Annotated in this window: 18 protein-coding genes and 1 other RNA gene; 15 read left to right on the forward strand and 4 right to left on the reverse strand. The window is 52.4% G+C overall.

The genetic code is table 11. From position 1 onward, the window contains the following. Positions 1 to 10: 10 nt before the first annotated feature. Entirely contained in the window at positions 11 to 742 is a 732-nt protein-coding gene (locus tag EV209_RS14755) for an ABC transporter ATP-binding protein (RefSeq protein ID WP_130436235.1), read from the forward strand. Further along, on the forward strand, positions 742 to 1,659 hold the full coding sequence (locus EV209_RS14760) for a SufB/SufD family protein (protein WP_130436236.1): 918 nt from the start codon (positions 742 to 744) through the stop codon (positions 1,657 to 1,659). Before EV209_RS14755 ends, EV209_RS14760 begins: the two co-directional genes overlap by 1 nt. Here EV209_RS14760 and EV209_RS14765 read toward each other — a convergent pair. Continuing rightward, positions 1,640 to 3,397, reverse strand: a complete 1,758-nt coding sequence (locus tag EV209_RS14765; RefSeq protein WP_130436237.1) for a S8 family peptidase — start codon at positions 3,395 to 3,397, stop codon at positions 1,640 to 1,642. The genes EV209_RS14760 and EV209_RS14765 overlap by 20 nt on opposite strands. A 66-nt stretch (positions 3,398 to 3,463) precedes the next feature. Further along, positions 3,464 to 3,910 (reverse strand): GatB/YqeY domain-containing protein, encoded by a 447-nt coding sequence (locus EV209_RS14770; protein ID WP_130436238.1) that lies wholly within the window; start codon positions 3,908 to 3,910, stop codon positions 3,464 to 3,466. Between the two features lie 364 nt (positions 3,911 to 4,274). Here EV209_RS14770 and EV209_RS14775 point away from each other — a divergent pair, with 364 nt between their 5' ends. The 8 genes from EV209_RS14775 (at position 4,275) to EV209_RS14810 (ending at position 12,675) form a co-directional block, all read left to right on the forward strand. Beyond that, positions 4,275 to 5,291, forward strand: coding sequence for a deoxyguanosinetriphosphate triphosphohydrolase (locus EV209_RS14775; protein WP_130436239.1), 1,017 nt, complete (start codon positions 4,275 to 4,277; stop codon positions 5,289 to 5,291). 10 nt (positions 5,292 to 5,301) lie between these two features. After that, a complete protein-coding gene (dnaG, locus tag EV209_RS14780; RefSeq protein ID WP_130436240.1) occupies positions 5,302 to 7,062 on the forward strand; it encodes a DNA primase in 1,761 nt (586 codons plus the stop codon). 40 nt (positions 7,063 to 7,102) lie between these two features. Next, positions 7,103 to 8,182 (forward strand): RNA polymerase sigma factor RpoD, encoded by a 1,080-nt coding sequence (gene rpoD / locus EV209_RS14785; RefSeq protein ID WP_130436241.1) that lies wholly within the window; start codon positions 7,103 to 7,105, stop codon positions 8,180 to 8,182. Positions 8,183 to 8,184: 2 nt separating this feature from the next. Then, a complete protein-coding gene (locus EV209_RS14790; protein WP_130436242.1) occupies positions 8,185 to 8,892 on the forward strand; it encodes a tRNA (adenine(22)-N(1))-methyltransferase in 708 nt (235 codons plus the stop codon). Then, positions 8,882 to 9,691: a Nif3-like dinuclear metal center hexameric protein gene (locus EV209_RS14795; protein ID WP_130436243.1), complete on the forward strand. Its 810-nt coding sequence runs from the start codon at positions 8,882 to 8,884 to the stop codon at positions 9,689 to 9,691. Before EV209_RS14790 ends, EV209_RS14795 begins: the two co-directional genes overlap by 11 nt. 10 nt (positions 9,692 to 9,701) lie before the next feature. Further along, the gene (locus EV209_RS14800) at positions 9,702 to 11,354 is read left to right on the forward strand and encodes a nucleoside kinase (protein ID WP_130436244.1); all 1,653 of its coding nucleotides are present in this window, start codon (positions 9,702 to 9,704) and stop codon (positions 11,352 to 11,354) included. 45 nt (positions 11,355 to 11,399) lie between these two features. Continuing rightward, positions 11,400 to 11,747, forward strand: an RNA gene (rnpB, locus tag EV209_RS14805) — RNase P RNA component class A. 358 nt (positions 11,748 to 12,105) lie between these two features. Beyond that, on the forward strand, positions 12,106 to 12,675 hold the full coding sequence (locus tag EV209_RS14810) for a manganese efflux pump MntP (protein WP_130436245.1): 570 nt from the start codon (positions 12,106 to 12,108) through the stop codon (positions 12,673 to 12,675). 166 nt (positions 12,676 to 12,841) lie between these two features. Here EV209_RS14810 and EV209_RS14815 read toward each other — a convergent pair whose 3' ends face one another. Together EV209_RS14815 and EV209_RS14820 are read right to left on the reverse strand one after the other, a co-directional pair. Continuing rightward, on the reverse strand, positions 12,842 to 13,264 hold the full coding sequence (locus EV209_RS14815) for an aspartate carbamoyltransferase regulatory subunit (RefSeq protein WP_130436246.1): 423 nt from the start codon (positions 13,262 to 13,264) through the stop codon (positions 12,842 to 12,844). A 62-nt stretch (positions 13,265 to 13,326) separates the two neighbouring features. Beyond that, positions 13,327 to 14,538: a DNA polymerase Y family protein gene (locus EV209_RS14820; protein ID WP_130436247.1), complete on the reverse strand. Its 1,212-nt coding sequence runs from the start codon at positions 14,536 to 14,538 to the stop codon at positions 13,327 to 13,329. Positions 14,539 to 14,738: 200 nt separating this feature from the next. On the opposite strand from EV209_RS14820, the gene EV209_RS14825 reads away from it, so the two are divergent. From EV209_RS14825 to EV209_RS14845, 5 genes are all read left to right on the forward strand, one after another. Further along, complete coding sequence (locus tag EV209_RS14825; protein ID WP_130436248.1) at positions 14,739 to 15,314, forward strand: GNAT family N-acetyltransferase; 576 nt, start codon at positions 14,739 to 14,741, stop codon at positions 15,312 to 15,314. Further along, the gene (locus tag EV209_RS14830; RefSeq protein ID WP_130436249.1) at positions 15,298 to 16,374 is read left to right on the forward strand and encodes a glucuronyl esterase domain-containing protein; all 1,077 of its coding nucleotides are present in this window, start codon (positions 15,298 to 15,300) and stop codon (positions 16,372 to 16,374) included. Before EV209_RS14825 ends, EV209_RS14830 begins: the two co-directional genes overlap by 17 nt. A gap of 89 nt (positions 16,375 to 16,463) precedes the next feature. Continuing rightward, positions 16,464 to 17,009, forward strand: a complete 546-nt coding sequence (locus EV209_RS14835) for an RNA polymerase sigma factor (RefSeq protein WP_130436250.1) — start codon at positions 16,464 to 16,466, stop codon at positions 17,007 to 17,009. After that, positions 17,006 to 17,614 (forward strand): hypothetical protein, encoded by a 609-nt coding sequence (locus tag EV209_RS14840; protein WP_130436251.1) that lies wholly within the window; start codon positions 17,006 to 17,008, stop codon positions 17,612 to 17,614. Before EV209_RS14835 ends, EV209_RS14840 begins: the two co-directional genes overlap by 4 nt. A 27-nt stretch (positions 17,615 to 17,641) precedes the next feature. Then, positions 17,642 to 18,877: a serpin family protein gene (locus tag EV209_RS14845; RefSeq protein ID WP_130436252.1), complete on the forward strand. Its 1,236-nt coding sequence runs from the start codon at positions 17,642 to 17,644 to the stop codon at positions 18,875 to 18,877. Positions 18,878 to 18,902 lie beyond the last annotated feature (25 nt).

Below are 18,902 nucleotides of genomic sequence, written 5' to 3' on the forward strand. Positions count from 1 at the left end.
GGAGTCAAACATGTTAAGACTGGAGCATGTGACATTTGACGTAAAAGACGGTAATCAAGAAAAAGGCATCCTGAGGGATGTGAGCCTGACTGTGGAGGATAAAAAATTTGTAGCCATTACAGGGCCCAATGGAGGAGGTAAATCCACCCTGGCAAAAGTGATTGCCGGAATTGAAAAACCTACCTCGGGCAGGATTTTTCTGGACGGCACGGATATCACTGACTGGAGCATCACAGAGCGGGCCAGGGCGGGAATCAGTTTTGCTTTTCAGCAGCCGGTCCGCTTTAAAGGGGTGACGGTGAAGGATCTGATCACACTTGCGGCAGGAGAGCGGATCAGCACCGCAGGCGCCTGCGAATATCTCTCGGAAGTGGGGCTGTGCGCCCGGGATTATATCAACCGGGAGGTAAACGCCTCTCTTTCAGGCGGCGAGCTGAAGCGGATTGAGATCGCCACGATCATCGCCAGGCAGACAAAGCTTTCTTTATTTGACGAGCCGGAAGCAGGTATTGATTTGTGGAGCTTTCAGAATCTGATCCAGGTGTTTGATAAGATGCACAGGGAGATTCAGGGGACCATTCTGATTATTTCCCATCAGGAGAGAATCCTGAATATTGCGGATGAAATCGTTGTGATAGCGGACGGGCAGATACGGAAAACCGGAACAAAGGATGAGATCCTGCCGGAACTGCTGGGACAGGCAGGCACAGTGAACTGCCGCTATATGAAGGAGGCAGAGTGATGGACCAGATCGCGAAGGAAATGCTGGCGCAGGTTGCGGACCTGCATGAAGTTCCGGAAGGGGCTTATAATATCCGTGAAAACGGGAAATCTGCGGCCAGAAATACCACGGCCAATATAGATATTGTGACAAAAACAGATGTGTCCGGCATTGATATCAATATTAAATCCGGAACGAAACGCGAGAGCGTCCATATCCCTGTGATCATCAGTGAGACGGGGATGAAGGAAGTGGTCTATAACGATTTTCATATCGGGGACGACTGCGATGTGACGATTATCGCGGGCTGCGGAATCCATAACTGCGGAAACCAGGACGCGCAGCATGACGGCGTGCACAGCTTTTTCGTGGGTAAAAACTCTGTTGTCCGCTATGTGGAGAAGCATTACGGCGAGGGAGACGGGAACGGGGAGAGAATTATGAATCCCCAGACTGTTGTGTATTTAGGGGAAAACAGTTACATGCAGATGGAGGCCACACAGATTAAAGGCGTAGATTCCACAAAACGCCAGACAATAGCGCATTTGGAGAAGAACGCGAAACTGGTGATAAAAGAAAAGCTCCTGACACACGGGCATCAGGACGCTGTATCGGAATTTGAGGTGGATCTGGACGGAGAGGGGTCCTCAGCAAATGTGGTGTCCCGATCTGTGGCAAAGGAACAGTCCACGCAGCTGTTTATCAGTAAAATCAGGGGAAACAACCGGTGCGCCGGGCATTCTGAATGTGATTCCATCATCATGGGCGATGCCAAAATCAGCGCTGTGCCGGAGATCACGGCGAATCATCCGGACGCGGCGCTGATTCATGAGGCGGCTATCGGCAAGATTGCCGGGGATCAGATCATTAAGCTCATGACCCTGGGGCTGACAGAAGCAGAGGCGGAAGCCCAGATTGTCAACGGCTTCCTGAAGTAATCTGCCGGTAGAAGCTGTTCTGCAGGCACAATGTCCCATAGCCCACCTGCGGGTTTGGATAATTCTGGATTCCTGTGAGGGGTCTGGCTCCATAGCGGAGCCAGGCCTTTATTTTTTCTCCATAGAGAAAAGGGTCGTGATTTTGAAGGATTCCCCATTCCATCATTAACGCTGCGCTGCCGGTTACAAAAGGCGTGGCAAAGGAGGTGCCGGTATAGGATAGGTATCCGCCGCCGGGAGCGGGAGCCGTGATTTCTACCCCGGGAGCCGCCAGATCAGGTTTAACCAGATTGGTCTGGCGGGTGAAGCCTCTGCCGGAAAACGGCGCATAGGAGTGATAACGGCTGTCGTAGGCTCCCACTGAAATTGCCGCGCCGGAGGTGGAGGGGATGGTCAGCGTGATGTCCGGCGTGGGGAGCAGGAAACGGGTGGAGGAACTGCGCACGCTGCTGCCAGGCAGCCAGAGATCGAATCTTCCGGCGACAATACGGCGTGGAATGAGCTGTATTTTCCATACGCCGCTGTCAATATAGGTATCGTCCGGCAAAAAATCCATGAAAATTTCCTGAGAGATCTGATAAGGGGAGGGCTCTCCATAATAGATCAGCAGCCTGGTCCGCCCCACGACGAAGGAGGAGGCGCCCTGAATTTGCCGGAACGGCCCCACAGTTACGCCTGCGGGGGAAAGAAGCTGGACTTCAAATTCATCCACATAGGATTTCCAGATCTGCAGGTCCAGAGAGGGCTGATAGGGGCCCACGCTCAGATCGATGGTAATAGCCTGGGCGGAGAGCTGTCCGGAGACATGGCCTCCGGAAGTCCCTTCGTTTCCGGTGCCGATACATACGCTGCATTTCCAGAAGCCGGACACAATATCCAGATAGGTTTCCAGAAGGGAACTGCCGTCATGTGAACCATAATTGTTGCCGAAGCTGAGGTTCAGGGCGAGAGGCATGCGCAAAGAGGCTGCCCTCCGTACCGCGAAATCAATTCCCATCATCAGTTCCGTGGTTCGGGGAAAGGTCTGCTCAGGAGAAAGGCCAGGAGGGCGGCCCAGCTTGACAATCAGCAGGTCGGCTTCCGGAGCCACGCCCTGATATAACCCATTTTCCGCTCTTCCGTTGCCGGCAGCGATTCCCGCCACTCCTGTGCCGTGTCCGGAGGTATCGGCAGAAGGCTGTAATTCAGAAGAATCTCCCCGGAGAATTGCGTCCAGATCGGCTTTGGAAAACAGGGAACCCACAGGATATCCTTCCGGCGGCCGGCCGGGTACTGTCTGATCCCAGTATTCCAATACCCTGCTGCTGCCGTCAGGATTGCGGAAATCAGGATGGGCATAGTCAAGGCCGGAATCAATGACAGCCACCAGCACGCCCCGCCCGGTGAGTCCATAGGGAGGCTGGTACATCGGAGGGATACAGGAGGCCGCCACGCCGCCGTCCGCGGCGAAAAACAGCCGTTTTGGTTTTTCTACATAGATGATCTCCGGGAGCGCAGAAACCGGGTCGATCAGCTGCTGGGGCAGGCGCAGAATTGCGAAACCGCCCAGCAGAGGGGTGGCCTGAACTTCCGGAAAACCGGCCAGAAGCGGCTGCAGTTCCCCGATATAGCGGATGATGACTTCCCATTCCTGAAGCAGCGGGTCAAAGCCTACATTGAGCTGAAGGGATTTTTCCCGGTAGGGTTCAGGAGTCTGCAGCGCCAGATTGAGCAGATTTTCCAGCTTTTGATTGTCCATAAAAAATCCTGCCTGCATATTCCTTGTTGCAGGATATGCGGCAGGAAAAAAAATATGCAGACCGCCTCAGCTGCTCATAGAGGCCAGAATCTGATTGACAAGTTTACCGTCAGCGCGGCCCTTTACCCGGGGCATCAGTTCTTTCATAATACGGCCCTTATCTTTCGGGCCAGGCGTTTCAATCTGAAGAATCTCCAGCACTTCCAGAATAACAGCGCGGATCTCCTCCTCATTCATGAGCCTGGGGGCAAATTCCTGGTAAACAGAAATGCGCAGCCGGCACTGTTCAATAATGTCCGTCCGTTCCGCCGGAGTGGTATCCAGCGTTTCCTGAGTCTGTTTGATCTCCTTGAGTACAACCGAGTTCTCCTCATCCTCCGTAAGATCACGCCGGACGTCAATGGCAGCATTCTTCAAAACAGAAAGCAGCATAGAACAAGCATCCTTCCGTGCCCTGTCCCCAGACTTCATAGCAGAAACCATAGCCGCCCGCACAATATCAATTTTAGACATAATCCTCACTCCTCCTTATGACAATATAAACCGGGTATAGCACAGCAAGAAAAAAAAGTCAAGGCAGCAAACAAAAATATTTGCAATTCCAGTCATATTCCAGTCATCGAAAACATATTCTATAGACAGGAAAGTATAGATTCCCACCGGGGTTTATGATATAATGTCCAAAAAGGCATGAGCAGTGCGAAAAGAGGCAATTTCAAAGCTGCGTTGTGCTCGCACAAAAGCAGATTTGAAACTGCCTCTTTTCATAGGGCGAAGCCCGTGAGCGAGATGGAGCGAAGCGGAATCGAGCGGCACTGCGGAGCAGCAGTACGCCCCCGCCCCAGCAGAGCCCGCCAACCGGTGAAGGAGGAGTCAAATGACAATACGTGAATCCCTGGAAATACGGGAACAGGAAACACTGAGCCCATACGCGTCCCAGAGCAGCAGATCCCGGGGAAGGAGCCGGGAAGAACCCCAGTGCGACATCCGGACTGTGTACCAGCGGGACAGAGACAGAATCCTGCACAGCAAATCCTTCCGCAGGCTCAAACACAAAACGCAGGTATTCCTGTCCCCGGAAGGGGACCACTACAGAACCCGCCTGACCCATACCCTGGAGGTAGCGCAGATATCCAGGACAGTAGCGAAGGCCCTCCGGCTCAACGAAGATCTGACAGAAGCCATTGCGCTGGGCCACGATCTGGGGCATACCCCCTTCGGCCATTCAGGAGAAGACGCGCTGGACCGGGCGGTCGCCCCCGCAGGCCTGCGGTTCCGCCATTACCTTCAGAGCGTCAGAATTGTAGAATATCTGGAAAAAGACGGTGAGGGACTGAACCTCACCTGGGAGGTGCGGGACGGAATTCTGAACCACGGAACCAAAGGAAAGCCGTTTACCCTGGAAGGCAAAATCGTCCGGATCTGTGACAAAATAGCCTATATCAACCACGATATCGACGACGCCATCCGGGGACAAGTCCTCACGGAGAACGAGCTGCCGGAGGAATATACCGATATCCTGGGACATTCCGTACGCAGCAGGCTCAACCGCCTGATCCATGACGTGGTAACCAACAGCATGGACAAGCCGGATATCATTCAGTCTCCGGAGGTGGGAGAGGCCATGCTGGGCCTGCGGGAATTCATGTTCCGTCATGTATATAAAAGCAATATCGTAAAACAGGAAGAAGCAAAAGCAAAAAAAATGCTTCAGAACCTTTTTGACTATTACATGGATCATATGGAAATTCTGCCGCCGGAATACCTGCGCATGCTGGCAGCCGGAGAACCCAAAGAAGTGGTGGTATGCGACTATATCGCAGGTATGACGGACCAGTATGCAGTGGCAAAATTTGAGGAATTCTTTGTGCCCAGGTCCTGGAATCACTATTGAGGAGGAAGGCATGTACTATCCGGATGAACTGATTGAAGAGGTCAGAAACCGCAATGATATTGTGGATGTGATCTCCGGCTATGTAAAATTACAGAAAAAAGGGAGCAGTTACTTTGGGCTGTGCCCCTTTCATAACGAAAAATCCCCATCATTTTCCGTATCGCCGCAAAAGCAGATGTATTACTGTTTTGGATGCGGAGCCGGGGGAAATGTGATCACCTTTTTAATGGAATATGAAAATTTCAGTTTCCGGGAGGCCCTGGAAAATCTGGCGGAACGGGCGGGAGTCACCCTTCCCAGGCAGGAAATGACAGGGCAGATGAAGAAAGAAGCAGATCTGAAATCCCGGCTTCTGGAAATCCAGAAAGAGGCGGCCAAATATTTTTATTATCAACTGAAAAGCGGGGCGGGGAAAAACGGATACGACTACCTGAAGGACAGGCAACTTACGGATCAGACCATCACCGCCTTTGGTCTGGGATATGCGCTGCCCTATCCGAACAACCTCTACCATTACTTAAAAAACAAAGGATACAGCGACCAGGAACTGCAGGAATCGGGACTGGTCAGGATCGAAGAGCGCGGCGCCTATGATAAGTTCTGGAACCGCGTGATGTTCCCCATCATGGATGTGAACAACAGAGTCATCGGATTCGGCGGCCGTGTGATGGGGGATGGAACGCCAAAATACCTGAATTCCCCGGAAACAAAAATTTTTGACAAAAGCCGTAACCTGTATGGTTTAAACCTGGCCAGGAGAAGCCGGAGGCCCTATCTGCTGATCTGTGAAGGGTATATGGATGTGATTTCCATGCACCAGGCAGGCTTTAACAACGCGGTGGCATCTTTGGGAACTGCCTTTACCCTGCAGCACGGGGCGCTGATCAAACGGTATACCCAGGAAGTGGTGCTGTGCTATGACAGCGACGGGGCCGGAGTCAAAGCGGCTCTCCGGGCAATTCCGATTCTGAAGGAGGCGGGGCTGTCCATCCGTGTTCTGAACATGCGGCCCTATAAAGACCCGGATGAATTTATAAAGAATTTAGGACCTGAGGCTTTTGAGGAACGGATTGACCAGGCGCAGAACAGCTTTCTGTTTGAGATCCATGCCCTGCAGGGCGGATATGATATGGCCGATCCGGAGCAGAAGACCAGGTTTTATCATGAGGCGGCGAAAAAACTGCTGGAATTTCCGGAAGAGTTGGAGCGCAGCAATTATATCGACGCAGTTTCCAGGAAATTCATGATCCCCAGAGACAGTCTGATCAAGCTGGTCAACCAGATGGGCGCTTCTTTCGGCGGGGTGCAGCCCTCCCAAAAGCCCAAATCCGGCATACAATCCGCCAGGGAGAAGGAGGACGGGTTCCGGCAATCCCAGCGTCTGCTTCTCACCTGGCTTTCGGAAGAGCCGGAGGCCTATGGCAGAATCAGCGGAATCATTGAACCCTCAGACTTCACAGTGGATCTATACCGAAGGATTGCGGAGCTTCTGTTCGCCCAACTGACAGAGGGGCAGGTGAATCCGGGGCAGATACTGAATCATTTTATTAACGATGAAGAAGAATATAAAGATGCGGCCAGGGTATTTCATACCAGGCTGGAATATTTAGAGACAAAAGAGGAAAAAAACCGGGCCTTCCGGGAAACTGTGATTCGGGTGAAGAAGAACAGCCTGGATGCAGCCAGCAGGGCAGTGACGGATATCAAAGAATTTCAGAAGATAATCGCAGCGCAGGCGGCTTTGCAGGATTTGCATATTTCTCTGGATTAGCGGAGAAACTACAGACAGTTGACGGAAGGAAGGGAGCTATATGAGTCAGGCAAAAGTGCCTTTGGAAGAGAGATTGAACGAATTGCTGGCGTTTGCGAAAAAACGTAAAATGGTTTTGGAGGATCAGGAGATTCTGGATTTTTTCAGTGAAGACCCTCTTAACGCCGAGCAGTTTGAGCGCGTGCTGGACTTTCTGGACGAACACCATGTGGATGTGCTCCAGGTGGACGGGGAGGAAAGCAGCCTGACGGAGCTGGAAGAGACAGAGCCCCTTCCGGAAACAGAGGGCGCCGGGCCGGACGATCCGGTGCGGATGTACCTGAAAGAAATCGGTAAAGTGCCCCTGCTGTCCCAGGAAGAGGAGACAGATCTGGCAAAGAGGATGGAACAGGGGGACGGGAATGCCAAGCGGATGCTGACAGAAGCCAACCTGCGGCTGGTAGTCAGCGTGGCCAAGCGCTATGTAGGCCGCGGGATGCAGTTTCTGGATCTGATCCAGGAAGGGAATCTTGGGCTGATCAAGGCTGTGGACAAGTTTGATTACAGCAAGGGCTATAAATTCAGCACCTATGCCACCTGGTGGATCAGACAGGCAATTACCAGAGCCATTGCGGACCAGGCCAGGACGATCAGGATTCCTGTCCATATGGTGGAAACCATGAACCGCCTGATGCGCATTTCCAGAATGCTGATTCAGGAGAAAGGGCGGGAACCTACTTTAGAAGAACTGGCGGAAGAGATGCGCATGCCCCAGGAAAAGGTGGCGGAGATCATGCGGATGTCCCAGGAGCCAGTTTCCCTGGAAACCCCTGTAGGAGAAGAAGAGGACAGCCATCTGGTGGATTTTATTCAGGACGAGCACATGCCAGTGCCTGCAGACGCAGCCGCGGACGTGCTGCTGAGAGAACAGCTGGAGGAAGTTCTGGGAACCCTCAGCGAGAGAGAAAGAGAAGTGCTCCGGCTGCGTTTCGGCCTGGAAGACGGACAAGCCAGGACGCTGGAAGAGGTGGGGCAGAAATTCCAGGTAACCAGGGAACGGATCCGGCAGATCGAATCCAAAGCGCTCAGAAAGCTGAAGCATCCCACCAGAAGCAAAAAACTAAAGGACTATTTGGAGTAATCATGCAGTTATCAAAAAGACTAATGACAGTGGCGTCTCTGGTACAGTCCGGAGGCTGTGTAGCGGATGTGGGGACAGACCATGGGTATATTCCCATCTACCTTGTTCAAAATGGAAAAGCCGCATCCGCAGTGGCGATGGATGTGAGGCCCGGCCCGTTGGAGAGGGCAAGACAGCATGTGCAGGAGGCCGGGCTGGAGGACAGGATTTTCCTGCGGCTTGGAGACGGCCTGGAAAAACTGAAGCAGGGGGAGGCGGATACCCTGGTAATCGCCGGCATGGGCGGTATGCTGATGGCGCGCATACTGGGAGAATATCCGGAGATCACAGGGAGAATACGGGAATTGGTGCTTTCCCCTCAGTCGGATCACGTCCAGGTGCGCAGATTTTTATTCCGGAATGGATTTCAGATCGCCCAGGAAAAAATGCTGTTAGAGGATGGGAAATTTTATACAGTGATGCGTGCCGTCCCCGGGAGAGAAGAGATGACAGAGGCAGGGCTGACCTATGGCCCAAGACTGCTGGAGCAGCGGGACCCGGTGCTGGCGCAGTACATCAGACAGGAGACAGAGAAGAAAAAGAAGGTGATTTTTGCGCTGGAACTACAGGGTACGGTGACAGCGCAAAAGCGCAGGGAGGAATTGATCAAAGAGCTGGAGCTGGCCGAAAGGGCAGAGGCTGTGCTGAGAGGAGATACATATGAAGTGTAGGGATATTATGAGAGTGCTTGAGCGCATTGCGCCGGTTTCCTGGGCCGAGAGCTGGGATAATGTAGGGCTGCTGCTGGGGAGGGAGGAGCGCAATGTCTCCCGGATACTGGTTACCTTAGACGTGACAGAGGAAGTGGTGGAACAGGCGGTGGCGGATCAGGTGGACATGATCGTTTCCCATCATCCGCTGATCTTTCATGGCCTGAAACAGATTTCCGACCATACAGCTGAGGGGAAAAAGATTCTGCGGCTGGCCGGGCATGATATTTCCTATTATGCCATGCATACAAATTATGATGTGTCCGGGCAGGGCATGGCTGTGGCGGCTGCTGCCAGGTTAGGGATGAAGGACCTGGAACTGCTGAAGAGGGAACAGACAGTGGTGATGGACGGATCGGCCAGAGATATCGGCGCCGGCCGGGTGGGAAGGCTTTCAGAGCCGGTGACCCTGCAGAATTTTTGCTCTCAGGTCAAAAACACTTTTGGGCTGAAAACACTTCGGGTATGGGGAAAGTTCCCCAGAGAAGAGCTTTTGGAACGGGCGGCCATTCTGCCCGGTTCAGGGGAGGATTATCTGGAAGCGGCAATGGAATCAGGCGCACAGGTGTTTTTGACAGGGGATATCAAATACCATCGGGGAATGGACGCGGCAGAACGGGGGCTTGTGATTCTGGACTGCGGACATTTCGGCCTGGAGCATATTTTTACAGAAGAAATGGAGCGGTATCTGAACAGCCAGCTCAGTTCTAATATTGAGATTCTTATATCAGAAGGAAAAAATCCATATACAGTAGTCTGACGGAGGTAAAATGTTTGTAGAAATATCGGGTGAGAAGAGAGAATATCCCCAGGGAATTACCCTGCGGGAGATCGCGGAGGAATTTCAGCCGCAGAAAGAACATGATATTGTGCTGGCCCTCCAGGACGGAAAACTGCGGGAACTGTACCATGAGCTGGATAAGGATTGCAGGCTGGAATTTGTAACTACCGGAGAAAAAGCCGGGATGGACGCCTACCGCCGCAGCTGCGTGCTCCTGCTGCTGAAGGCTGTCTATGACGCCTCGGGAGAAGAACGTCCGGAGAAGGTGTTTATTGATTACTCCCTCAGCAAGGGTTATTACGGCGAAATTACCGGAGGGCCGGAAGTGGATGAAGCTTTTCTGCGCCGGGTGGAAGACCGCATGCGGGAAGTAGTGGAGAAAAATATTCCCATTGAAAAATGTTCTGTGCACACAGATCTGGCGGTGGAACATTTCGCCCGGCATGGGATGTATGACAAGGCGAGGCTGTTCCGCTACAGAAGATCTTCACGGGTGAATATCTACCGGCTCAGCGAATTTGAAGATTATTATTACGGTTATATGGTGCCTTCCGCAGGTTACCTGAAATATTTTCAGCTGCATCCTTATGAGAATGGTTTTGTGCTGCAGCTTCCGGTAGTGGATGCGCCGGAAACCGTTCCGCCTTTCCGGCCCCAATTCAAGCTGTTCCAGACGATGCAGAAGGCTTCTGCCTGGGGCAAAATGCTGGACGTTCAGACGGTAGGGGCGCTGAATGATAAGATTGTCAGCGGAGGTCTGAATCAGCTGATTTTAACGGAAGAAGCGCTGATGGAAAAACAGCTGGCGGAGCTGGCGGACCAGATCATGGAGGACCGCAGCAGGAAGTTTGTCATGGTGGCGGGCCCGTCCTCTTCCGGCAAGACTACATTTTCCCACCGGCTTTCCACACAGCTTCTGGCACATGGATGCCGTCCCCATCCTATTGCGGTGGACAATTACTTCCTGAACCGGGAGGACAGTCCCAGGGATGAATTTGGAAATTATAATTATGAGGATCTGGAATGCCTGGATCTGGAACAGTTCAACCAGGATATGCTGGATTTGCTGGATGGCAGAAGAGTGGAGATGCCCACCTATAATTTTAAAACCGGCCTTCGGGAATACCGCGGAAATTTTCTCCAGCTTGGAGAAAATGATATACTGGTGATTGAAGGAATCCATTGTCTGAATGACAGGCTTTCCCATGCGCTGCCGAAGGAAAGTAAGTTTAAGATTTATATCAGCGCGCTGACGCAGCTGAATATCGACGAACACAACAGAATTCCCACTACGGACGGACGGCTGATCCGCAGAATGGTCCGGGACGCCAGAACGAGAGGCAATACGGCGGCAGAGACCATCCGCATGTGGAGCAGCGTCCGGCGGGGAGAAGAAAAAAATATTTTTCCTTTTCAGGAAGAAGCGGACGCGATGTTCAATTCAGCCCTTGTCTATGAGCTGGCTGTGCTGAAACAGTATGCGGAGCCTCTGCTGTTCAGCGTGGGCCCGGAGGAACCGGAATATCTGGAAGCCAAACGGCTGCTGAAATTTTTTGATTATTTCCTGGGAATCAGCAGCGAGGAGGTTCCGCGGAACTCTCTGGTCAGGGAATTTATCGGAGGCAGCTGTTTTGACGTCTAATTTTGTCTTTACAGATAAAAAAAAACATGATAAACTGGGAAAGTCTGAGTAAGATAAACCATCGCAGCTGCAAGAAGTCGAAAGACTGCAGGTGAGGAAAGTCCGGGCTTCACAGGGCAGGGTGCCGGATAACGTCCGGCGGAGGCGACTCCAGGGATAGTGCAACAGAAATGTACCGCCTCATGAATGAGGTAAGGGTGGAAGGGCAGTGCAAGAGACTACCGCCTGTCTGGCAACAGACGGGGCATATGTAAACCCCACCTGAAGCAAGGCCGAACATGGAGCATATGGCGGCCCGTCAGCTCCGGGTAGGCCGCTTGACCCTGCCGGCAACGGCAGGGCTAGATGGATGATGGTTCGCGACATAACCCGGCTTATCGTCTTGCTCAGAAGAGGGGACGCCGCATGTGCGGCGTCTCTTTTGACAAGAATACTTTTTATAACTTGACAGGGAACGGAAATTGTGGTAATTTATTGAAAGGTTGAGGGAGTAATCGGCGCACAGGCGTAATGAAGTCAACATTCTGGAAGAAGATTCCTGGCTTTATTTGAAATGATGAGACTTACCTGCAGTTAGCAGGTATGTCTCTTTTTTTCATAGGAAAGTTCGTCCTATGAAACAAAACCCTCCGGGGAATCCCGCGAATGGGATTCTTTTTCGATATAAAAGCCGGTCCGTCAGGACGGTACATAGGAATTAATGAATCTGTGCGCACAAACGAAAATCTACAGAAGTATGCAGGAGGAAAAGATGAATTTTTGGGAATTGCTTGTGATTGGCGTGGGATTATCCATGGATGCGTTCGCCGTGTCCATATGTAAAGGGCTGTCGGTGAGGGACCTCAAACCGAGACATGAGGTCCTGGCTGGAATTTATTTCGGGGGCTTTCAGATGCTGATGCCTGTGGCGGGGTTCTTCCTGGGCTACAGCTTTCAGGGCTTGATTTCAGATGTGGACCACTGGATCGCTTTTGTTCTGCTGGGGCTGATCGGCGCCAATATGGTGAAGGAAGCGTTTTCCAAAGAAGAGGACTGCGGATGCACAGACACATCTTTTGGCTGGCGGGCCATGCTGCCGCTGGCAGTGGCCACGAGCATAGACGCCCTGGCAGTGGGGGTGACTTTCGCTTTTCTGAAGGTCAATATCTGGGAAGCAGTAGGGATTATCGGAGTAACGACATTTGTACTTTCAGCGGCAGGCGTGAAAATCGGAAATGTGTTCGGCGCGAAATACAAATCAAAAGCAGAGCTGGCAGGAGGAGTGGTTCTGATCCTGATGGGGCTGAAAATTCTTCTGGAACATCTGGGCGTTTTGGGTTGAGATATCGCGGTGGAGAAAGAGGGATTCACAGAAGGAGCTGTCGTGCCAAGGAGAAACACCCATGACCGGAAGTTCCCCGGAAAATCGGCGGCAGAGAAAACTCCAGAGCCAATAGCCGTAAGGCATTGAGTCTCTGGAGTTTCCTCTGCGCCTCTCTGCGACACCTTTATTTGTATTTTTCCTCACAATACAGACAGCGGTATACCTGCTTTTCCGGGTCGGTGAGCACAAAGATATGTGGAAGCTCCTGCTCTATGGAGGTGATGCAGCGGGGATTTTTGCAGAAAAGAACGTTGGTGATCCGGTCAGGAAGCTCCAGCGTGCGTTTTTCGACGATTTCGCTGTCACGGATGATGTTCACTGTAATGCTGTGGTCCAGATAACCCAAAACATTCAAATCCACTGTATCCAGGCCGCCTTCAATTTTTATGATATCCTTGCGGCCCATTTTATTGCTGCGTGCGTTTTTGATAATCGCTACCTGGCAGTCCAGCTTGTCCAGACCCAGGTGGTGATAAATATCCATGGATTTGCCGGCTTTAATATGATCCAGTACAATTCCTTCTTTTAATCCGCTGACATTTAACATAGTAATATCCTTTCCTGTGGTATCGTTTGCTGTATCTATCTTAGCGCAGATCCTGAAATTTATCAAGAAGGACCGCTGCTTTTTTTCTGGGCGTCCAGAAAACAGGCCCGTTTGACAGCGCCGCTCCCATAACGTTCGCGTATAGAATCAATGGCGTGGTCCAGCTTGTTCAGGCGATCATATTTATCCATGTCGAACATGTTGTACTGACGCTGCGCTTCTTCTGTCAGGTGCGAGACAGAAACCCCCAGAAGACGGAGAGGGGAACCGTCCCAGAGGGCGTCGAACAGACTGCAGGCAATGGCGTGGACTTCTCCTGTTACGTCTGTTGCAGTGGATACGGTCCGCTGGTGAGAGCGGTTCTGAAATTCACAGTCTGTCATCTGAACTGTGACACAGGAGCCTTTTTTCTGTACTGCCCGCAGACGGGAACAGACTGTCTCGGACAAGGAGAGCAGAATCAGCTTAGCCTCTTCCGGATCTGTGACATCGTGAGAAAGGGTGGTGGAGTTTCCGCAGACCTTGCTGTCCGGTTCTTCTGCCAGAACCTGTGCATCTCCCCGGCCATTGGCATAATCATACAGCAGTTCTCCCTGCTTTTTCATATGGGCCCGGAGCAGCGCAGGGGCAGTGGCGGCCAGCTGGCCGATGGTATGGATTCCCAGGCTGTGAAGCTTGCGCGCAGCGGATTCCCCTGCGGAGTAGAGCTCTTCTACGGGCAAAGGCCACATTTTGGAAGGAATCTCTTCCGGGAACAGAGTATGGATTTTTCCGGGCTTTTCAAAATCAGAAGCCATTTTTGCCAACAGCTTGTTACGGGAAATTCCCACGTTTACAGTAAAGCCAAGTTCCTGGAAAATAGTATCCCGGATGAGGGCGGCGGCGCGCAGCGGCGATCCGTACAGCGATTCCGTGCCGCTCATATCCGCAAAAGCCTCGTCAATGGAAACCTGTTCGACTACAGGAGCGAAGCGGCGCAGGGTTTCGATAAACTGCCGGGAACGCCTACTGTAAAGCTCGTGATGCGGAGGCACCAGAACCAGGTCCGGGCATTTTTTCAGCGCCTGGGCCACAGGCTCTCCGGTGCGCACGCCCGCTCTTTTGGCCAGGGGAGATTTGGCCAGGATCACGCCGTGTCTGGTGGCCCTGTCTCCGCCCACGGCGGATGGAATCAGGCGCAGATCTGCCTGGCCGCCCTGCTTCAGCAGCTCCAACGCTTCCCAGCTCAGATATGCAGAGTTCACATCAATATGAAAAATCAGCGGTTCCGCCATGACAATCTCCTTTCGTACATTTGTTGTTGCATAGGAAACTGCATTCCCTATGCAACAAAACCCTCCCGGGGATCCTTTTTCATGCAAGAATTATAGCGCGGAACCGGAAAAAAGTAAATCCCCAATGCCTTTGTCTTGTATTTCCCTGCCTGCTGTGATATGCTCAGGAACAGAGGCAGAGGCGGCAAAAGGAGAAGAAAATGGAAGGAATAGAATACAGACAGTTAGGGGCTCCAGAGATCGGCAGGGAGCTGTTTTCAGAATTTGAACGGCGTCAGAAAGTAACTGACTGCTGGCGGAAGATAGACGGCAAATGGGTGGTGAGAAGAGATCCCTTCATCGACCAATGGAGCGAAAGGGATTATGAAGTTCTGGTCAAATGCCTGAAAAATACGGCTGAAACCGGCGGGCTGGTGTTAGGGGCTTTTGCGGACGGCAAACTGAAGGGACTGGTATCCGTGGAAGGAAGGCCGATGGGAAGGGCGGGAAACTACCGGGATCTGTCCAGCCTTCATGTTTCGGAAGAATGCAGGGGGATGGGGATCGGCAGAGCGTTATTTGATGCCGCTGCGGACTGGGCCAGAAACCAGGGCGCGGAAAAACTGTATATTTCCGGTCATTCCGCTGTGGAAACCCAGGCGTTTTACCGTGCTATGGGCTGTGTGGAGGCACAGGAGTACGACCCCGTTCATACTGCGGCAGAGCCGTATGACTGCCAGCTGGAATTTGTGTTCGCGAGGACTGAAAGGAGAGGGGAAAATGGAACAATATCATAATCTGGAAGTATTGCTGAAGGAGAGGAAAGTGCCGCTTCTGTCAGGAGAAGAAGATCAGATGGGCAGCAGGGAGGAGAAACGAAAAGGATGGATCCATCTGCTTTGCAGCGATGAGTATGGCTGGCTGCCTCCGTCCCCGGAAAAACTTACCTGGGAAGAAACTGTGGTGAAAGAAGATTTTCTGGCAGGAAAGGCTCCGCTGAAGAGAGTGGAGCTGACAGCTGTGCTGGAAACAGGAATTTTCACATTTCCGGTGTACTCTGTAATCCCGAAAAAGTGGGACGGACGTCTGGTGGTCCTGATGAATTTCAGAGATCACGTGCCGGACGAATATCTGCCTTCTGAAGAAATTTGCGACCAAGGCTGCGGTGTCCTGTCCTTCTGTTACCAGGATGTGACCACAGACGACGGAGATTTTTCCAACGGGCTGGCCGGCGCGCTGCACGCGGACCGGAGCCAGGGGAACGCTCCGGGCAAACTGATGATGTGGGCCTGGGCGGCGATGCGCGTTCTGGATTACGGGCTGACAATCCCCGGAGCGTCGGCGGATAAAACAGCGGTGGCCGGCCATTCCAGGCTTGGAAAAGCCGCGCTGCTGGCCGGAGGTCTGGACAAACGGTTTGCCTGCGTCTATGCCAATGAATCCGGCTGCAGCGGGGCCGCCGTCAGCCGTGGGAAGCAGGGGGAAACGGTCCGGGCTATCTGTGATAAATTTCCTTTCTGGTTCTGTCCGGCATACAGGAAATATGCGGATAGAGAAGATGCGCTTCCTTTTGACCAGCACATGCTTTTAGCTCTGACGGCGCCAAGAAGGCTGTATGTGGGCAGCGCGGCGGAGGATCTTTGGGCTGATCCTGATTCAGAATACCTGGGCTGTGCCGCAGCCTCCCCGGAATGGGAATTATATGGCGAAAAAGGATTTGTGTGCGAGGACAGGCTTCCGAAGGCCGGAGATGTATTTCATGGAGGGAAAATCGGCTATCATCTCAGGGAAGGCCGGCATTACCTGAGCCGGGAGGACTGGATCAAGTTTCTGGATTTTTTCAGGACAGAACCTTAATCGAATAAAATTTACAGTTGAGGTGAGGATTTTCCTCACCTCATTTGAGTAATAAGTGAAAAGGAAATATATAGAGCGGAGGAAACTGTATGGATGGCGGCGCCGGCATTTACAGACGTTTTCTCCAGGGTGATGAAAGTGCGTTTACTGAACTGCTGAACCTGTACCGCGACAGCCTGATTTTTTTTATCAACCGCATGGTGCATAATCTGGACACTGCGGAGGAACTGGCTGCGGACTGCTTTGTGGAGCTGCTGGTCCATCCTGGCAGATATCGTTTTCAGGGATCTTTGAAAACTTATCTGTTCACCATAGGGCACCATAAGGCTGTGAACGCAGTCAGGCGGGCGGCCCGACTTCGTGTGGAAGAACTGGACGAATCGGCGGTCAGCGCATCCTTTGAGGCTTTTGAGGAGAACATACTGAGAGATGAACAGAGGGCAGCAGTGCACCGGGGCCTGGCAAAGCTGAAGCCAGAATACCGGGAAGCCCTTCATCTGCTGTATTTTGAAGAAATGTCCTACGAAGAAGCTGCCAGGGTAATGCATAAAAACAGAAAACAGATTGACAATCTGGCCTGCAGAGGCAGGAGCGCGCTGAAAAACATCTTGGAACAGGAAGGATTTTCGCGATGAGGAATCCAGAAGAATTTGAAAATTATGTCATAGAGAAGGGAAAACATGCGCTGCTTCAAAGGAAGAAAAGGCGGCGTATGGCCGGAGGATGCGCGGCGGCGGTGCTGCTGGTCTGTATGGGCGTATACCGTATGGCTTTGGAGCCGGGAAGCAGTGAGAAAGCGGCGGGGTCCGCGCCGCCAGAAAACGCGGAATGCGCGCCGGCGGAAACCACCTCGCCTGCCGCCGGGGCCGTAACAGCAAATCCACCGGCATTTCAAGAGGCGCTGGAGAACAGGAAGACGATGTGCAAAATGCCGGAGCAGGTGGAAATACAGGTGTCCCATACCGGAGAGAGTATTGTTTTCCAGAAAAGCAGCGGGGAGGATTCCCGCATCGAATCCATTTGTACCTGGCTGTTGGCGAATGGGGGCGGTGAAGATACACAGCAGAAACCGGAGTCTTTGCCGGATTACCGAATTCGGTTTATCTATGGAACGGAACAAGAGGGACTGATTCAGGAGGCTGAAATCTGGAATTCGGGCTGCATCAGCCTGGAACCGGGGATTGTCAGAGAACTGACAGACTGGCAGGAGGGCCAGTGGCGGGCGCTGTATTCAGACTGACCGCGGGCCGTCCGGAAAGGAGAGGAAATGAAAAGACGCGGAAAAATAAAGACGTGGGGATGCTTATTGATGGCGATGTTTCTGGTTTTGGGAACAGCGGGCTGCGGCAGCCAGGAAAAACCTGCCCGGGTGCTGAGCCTGATGGAAGGGATTGAACCGCTGCAGAACAAGAGCCAGAAGCCGGACGAGGAATTTTATGATCAGGTTTCAAATTTCTCTGTGACTCTGTTTCAGAAAATCTGCACAGGAGAAAAAAGCGAGATGGCTGCACCGTTGTCAGTGCTGGCCGCACTTTCCATGACCGCTAACGGGGCGAGAGGCGGGACGCTGGAAGAGATGCTGCAGGTGATGGCAGGAAAAATGAAGCTTGAGGATTGGAACAGCTATCTCAGCGCCTGCTTAGCAGGCCAGGGAGAAGAATTGTCAGTGGCAGATTCCGTCTGGTTCCGGGATGGCCTGGAAGTGCAGAAGGATTTCTTGCAGGCAAACGCGGATTATTATCAGGCAGGAGCCTACCAGGGCCCGTTTGATGAAGAAACCCGCGGGCTGATCAATGAATGGGTGGAAAAAAATACCCATGAGATGATCAGGGAAGCGCTGAAAGAAATAGATGGGAGTACAGTCATGTACCTCATCAATGCCCTGGCCTTTGAAGGAAAATGGGAGACTGTTTATCAGGAAGGCAGCGTCAGGGAAGGCGTGTTTACCTCCAAGGATGGAGAAGCGCAGACTGCAGAAATGATGCACAGCATGGAATACCGGTATGTAAAAGCGGAGCAGGGGGAAGGAATTGTGAAGCCCTATAAAGGCGGCAGATACGGTTTCCTGGCTGTTTTGCCAGATGAGGGCGTAAAAGTGGAAGAGTTCGTCAGTTCCCTGACAGGAGAAAAATTACGGGCGCTTCTGGAAAGCCAGGAAACCACCTCCGTACAGACGACGCTTCCCGCTTTCAGCTACGATACAAACCTGATGCTGAACCAGATCCTCAGTGAAATGGGGATGCCGTCTGCCTTTGAAGCAGGAGCGGCGGATTTTAACGGAATTGTAAAAAACGGCGGAATATTTGTGGAGTACGTCAGCCACAGTACGCACATAACTGTAGATAAGGAAGGAACAAGAGCGGCAGCTGTGACAATTGTAGCCGCCGGCGAGTCGGCAGCGCTGCCGGAACATGAGATCAGCTTTGACCGGCCCTTTTTCTACGCAATCGTGGATTTGGAAAATAATGTTCCGGTCATGCTTGGAACTGTGACAGAAATTTGATATACTGTTAAGCGATGCATGTGGT

Origin of the sequence: Cuneatibacter caecimuris (assembly GCF_004216775.1) — a bacterium.
Classification (GTDB): Bacteria; Bacillota; Clostridia; order Lachnospirales; family Lachnospiraceae; genus Cuneatibacter; species Cuneatibacter caecimuris.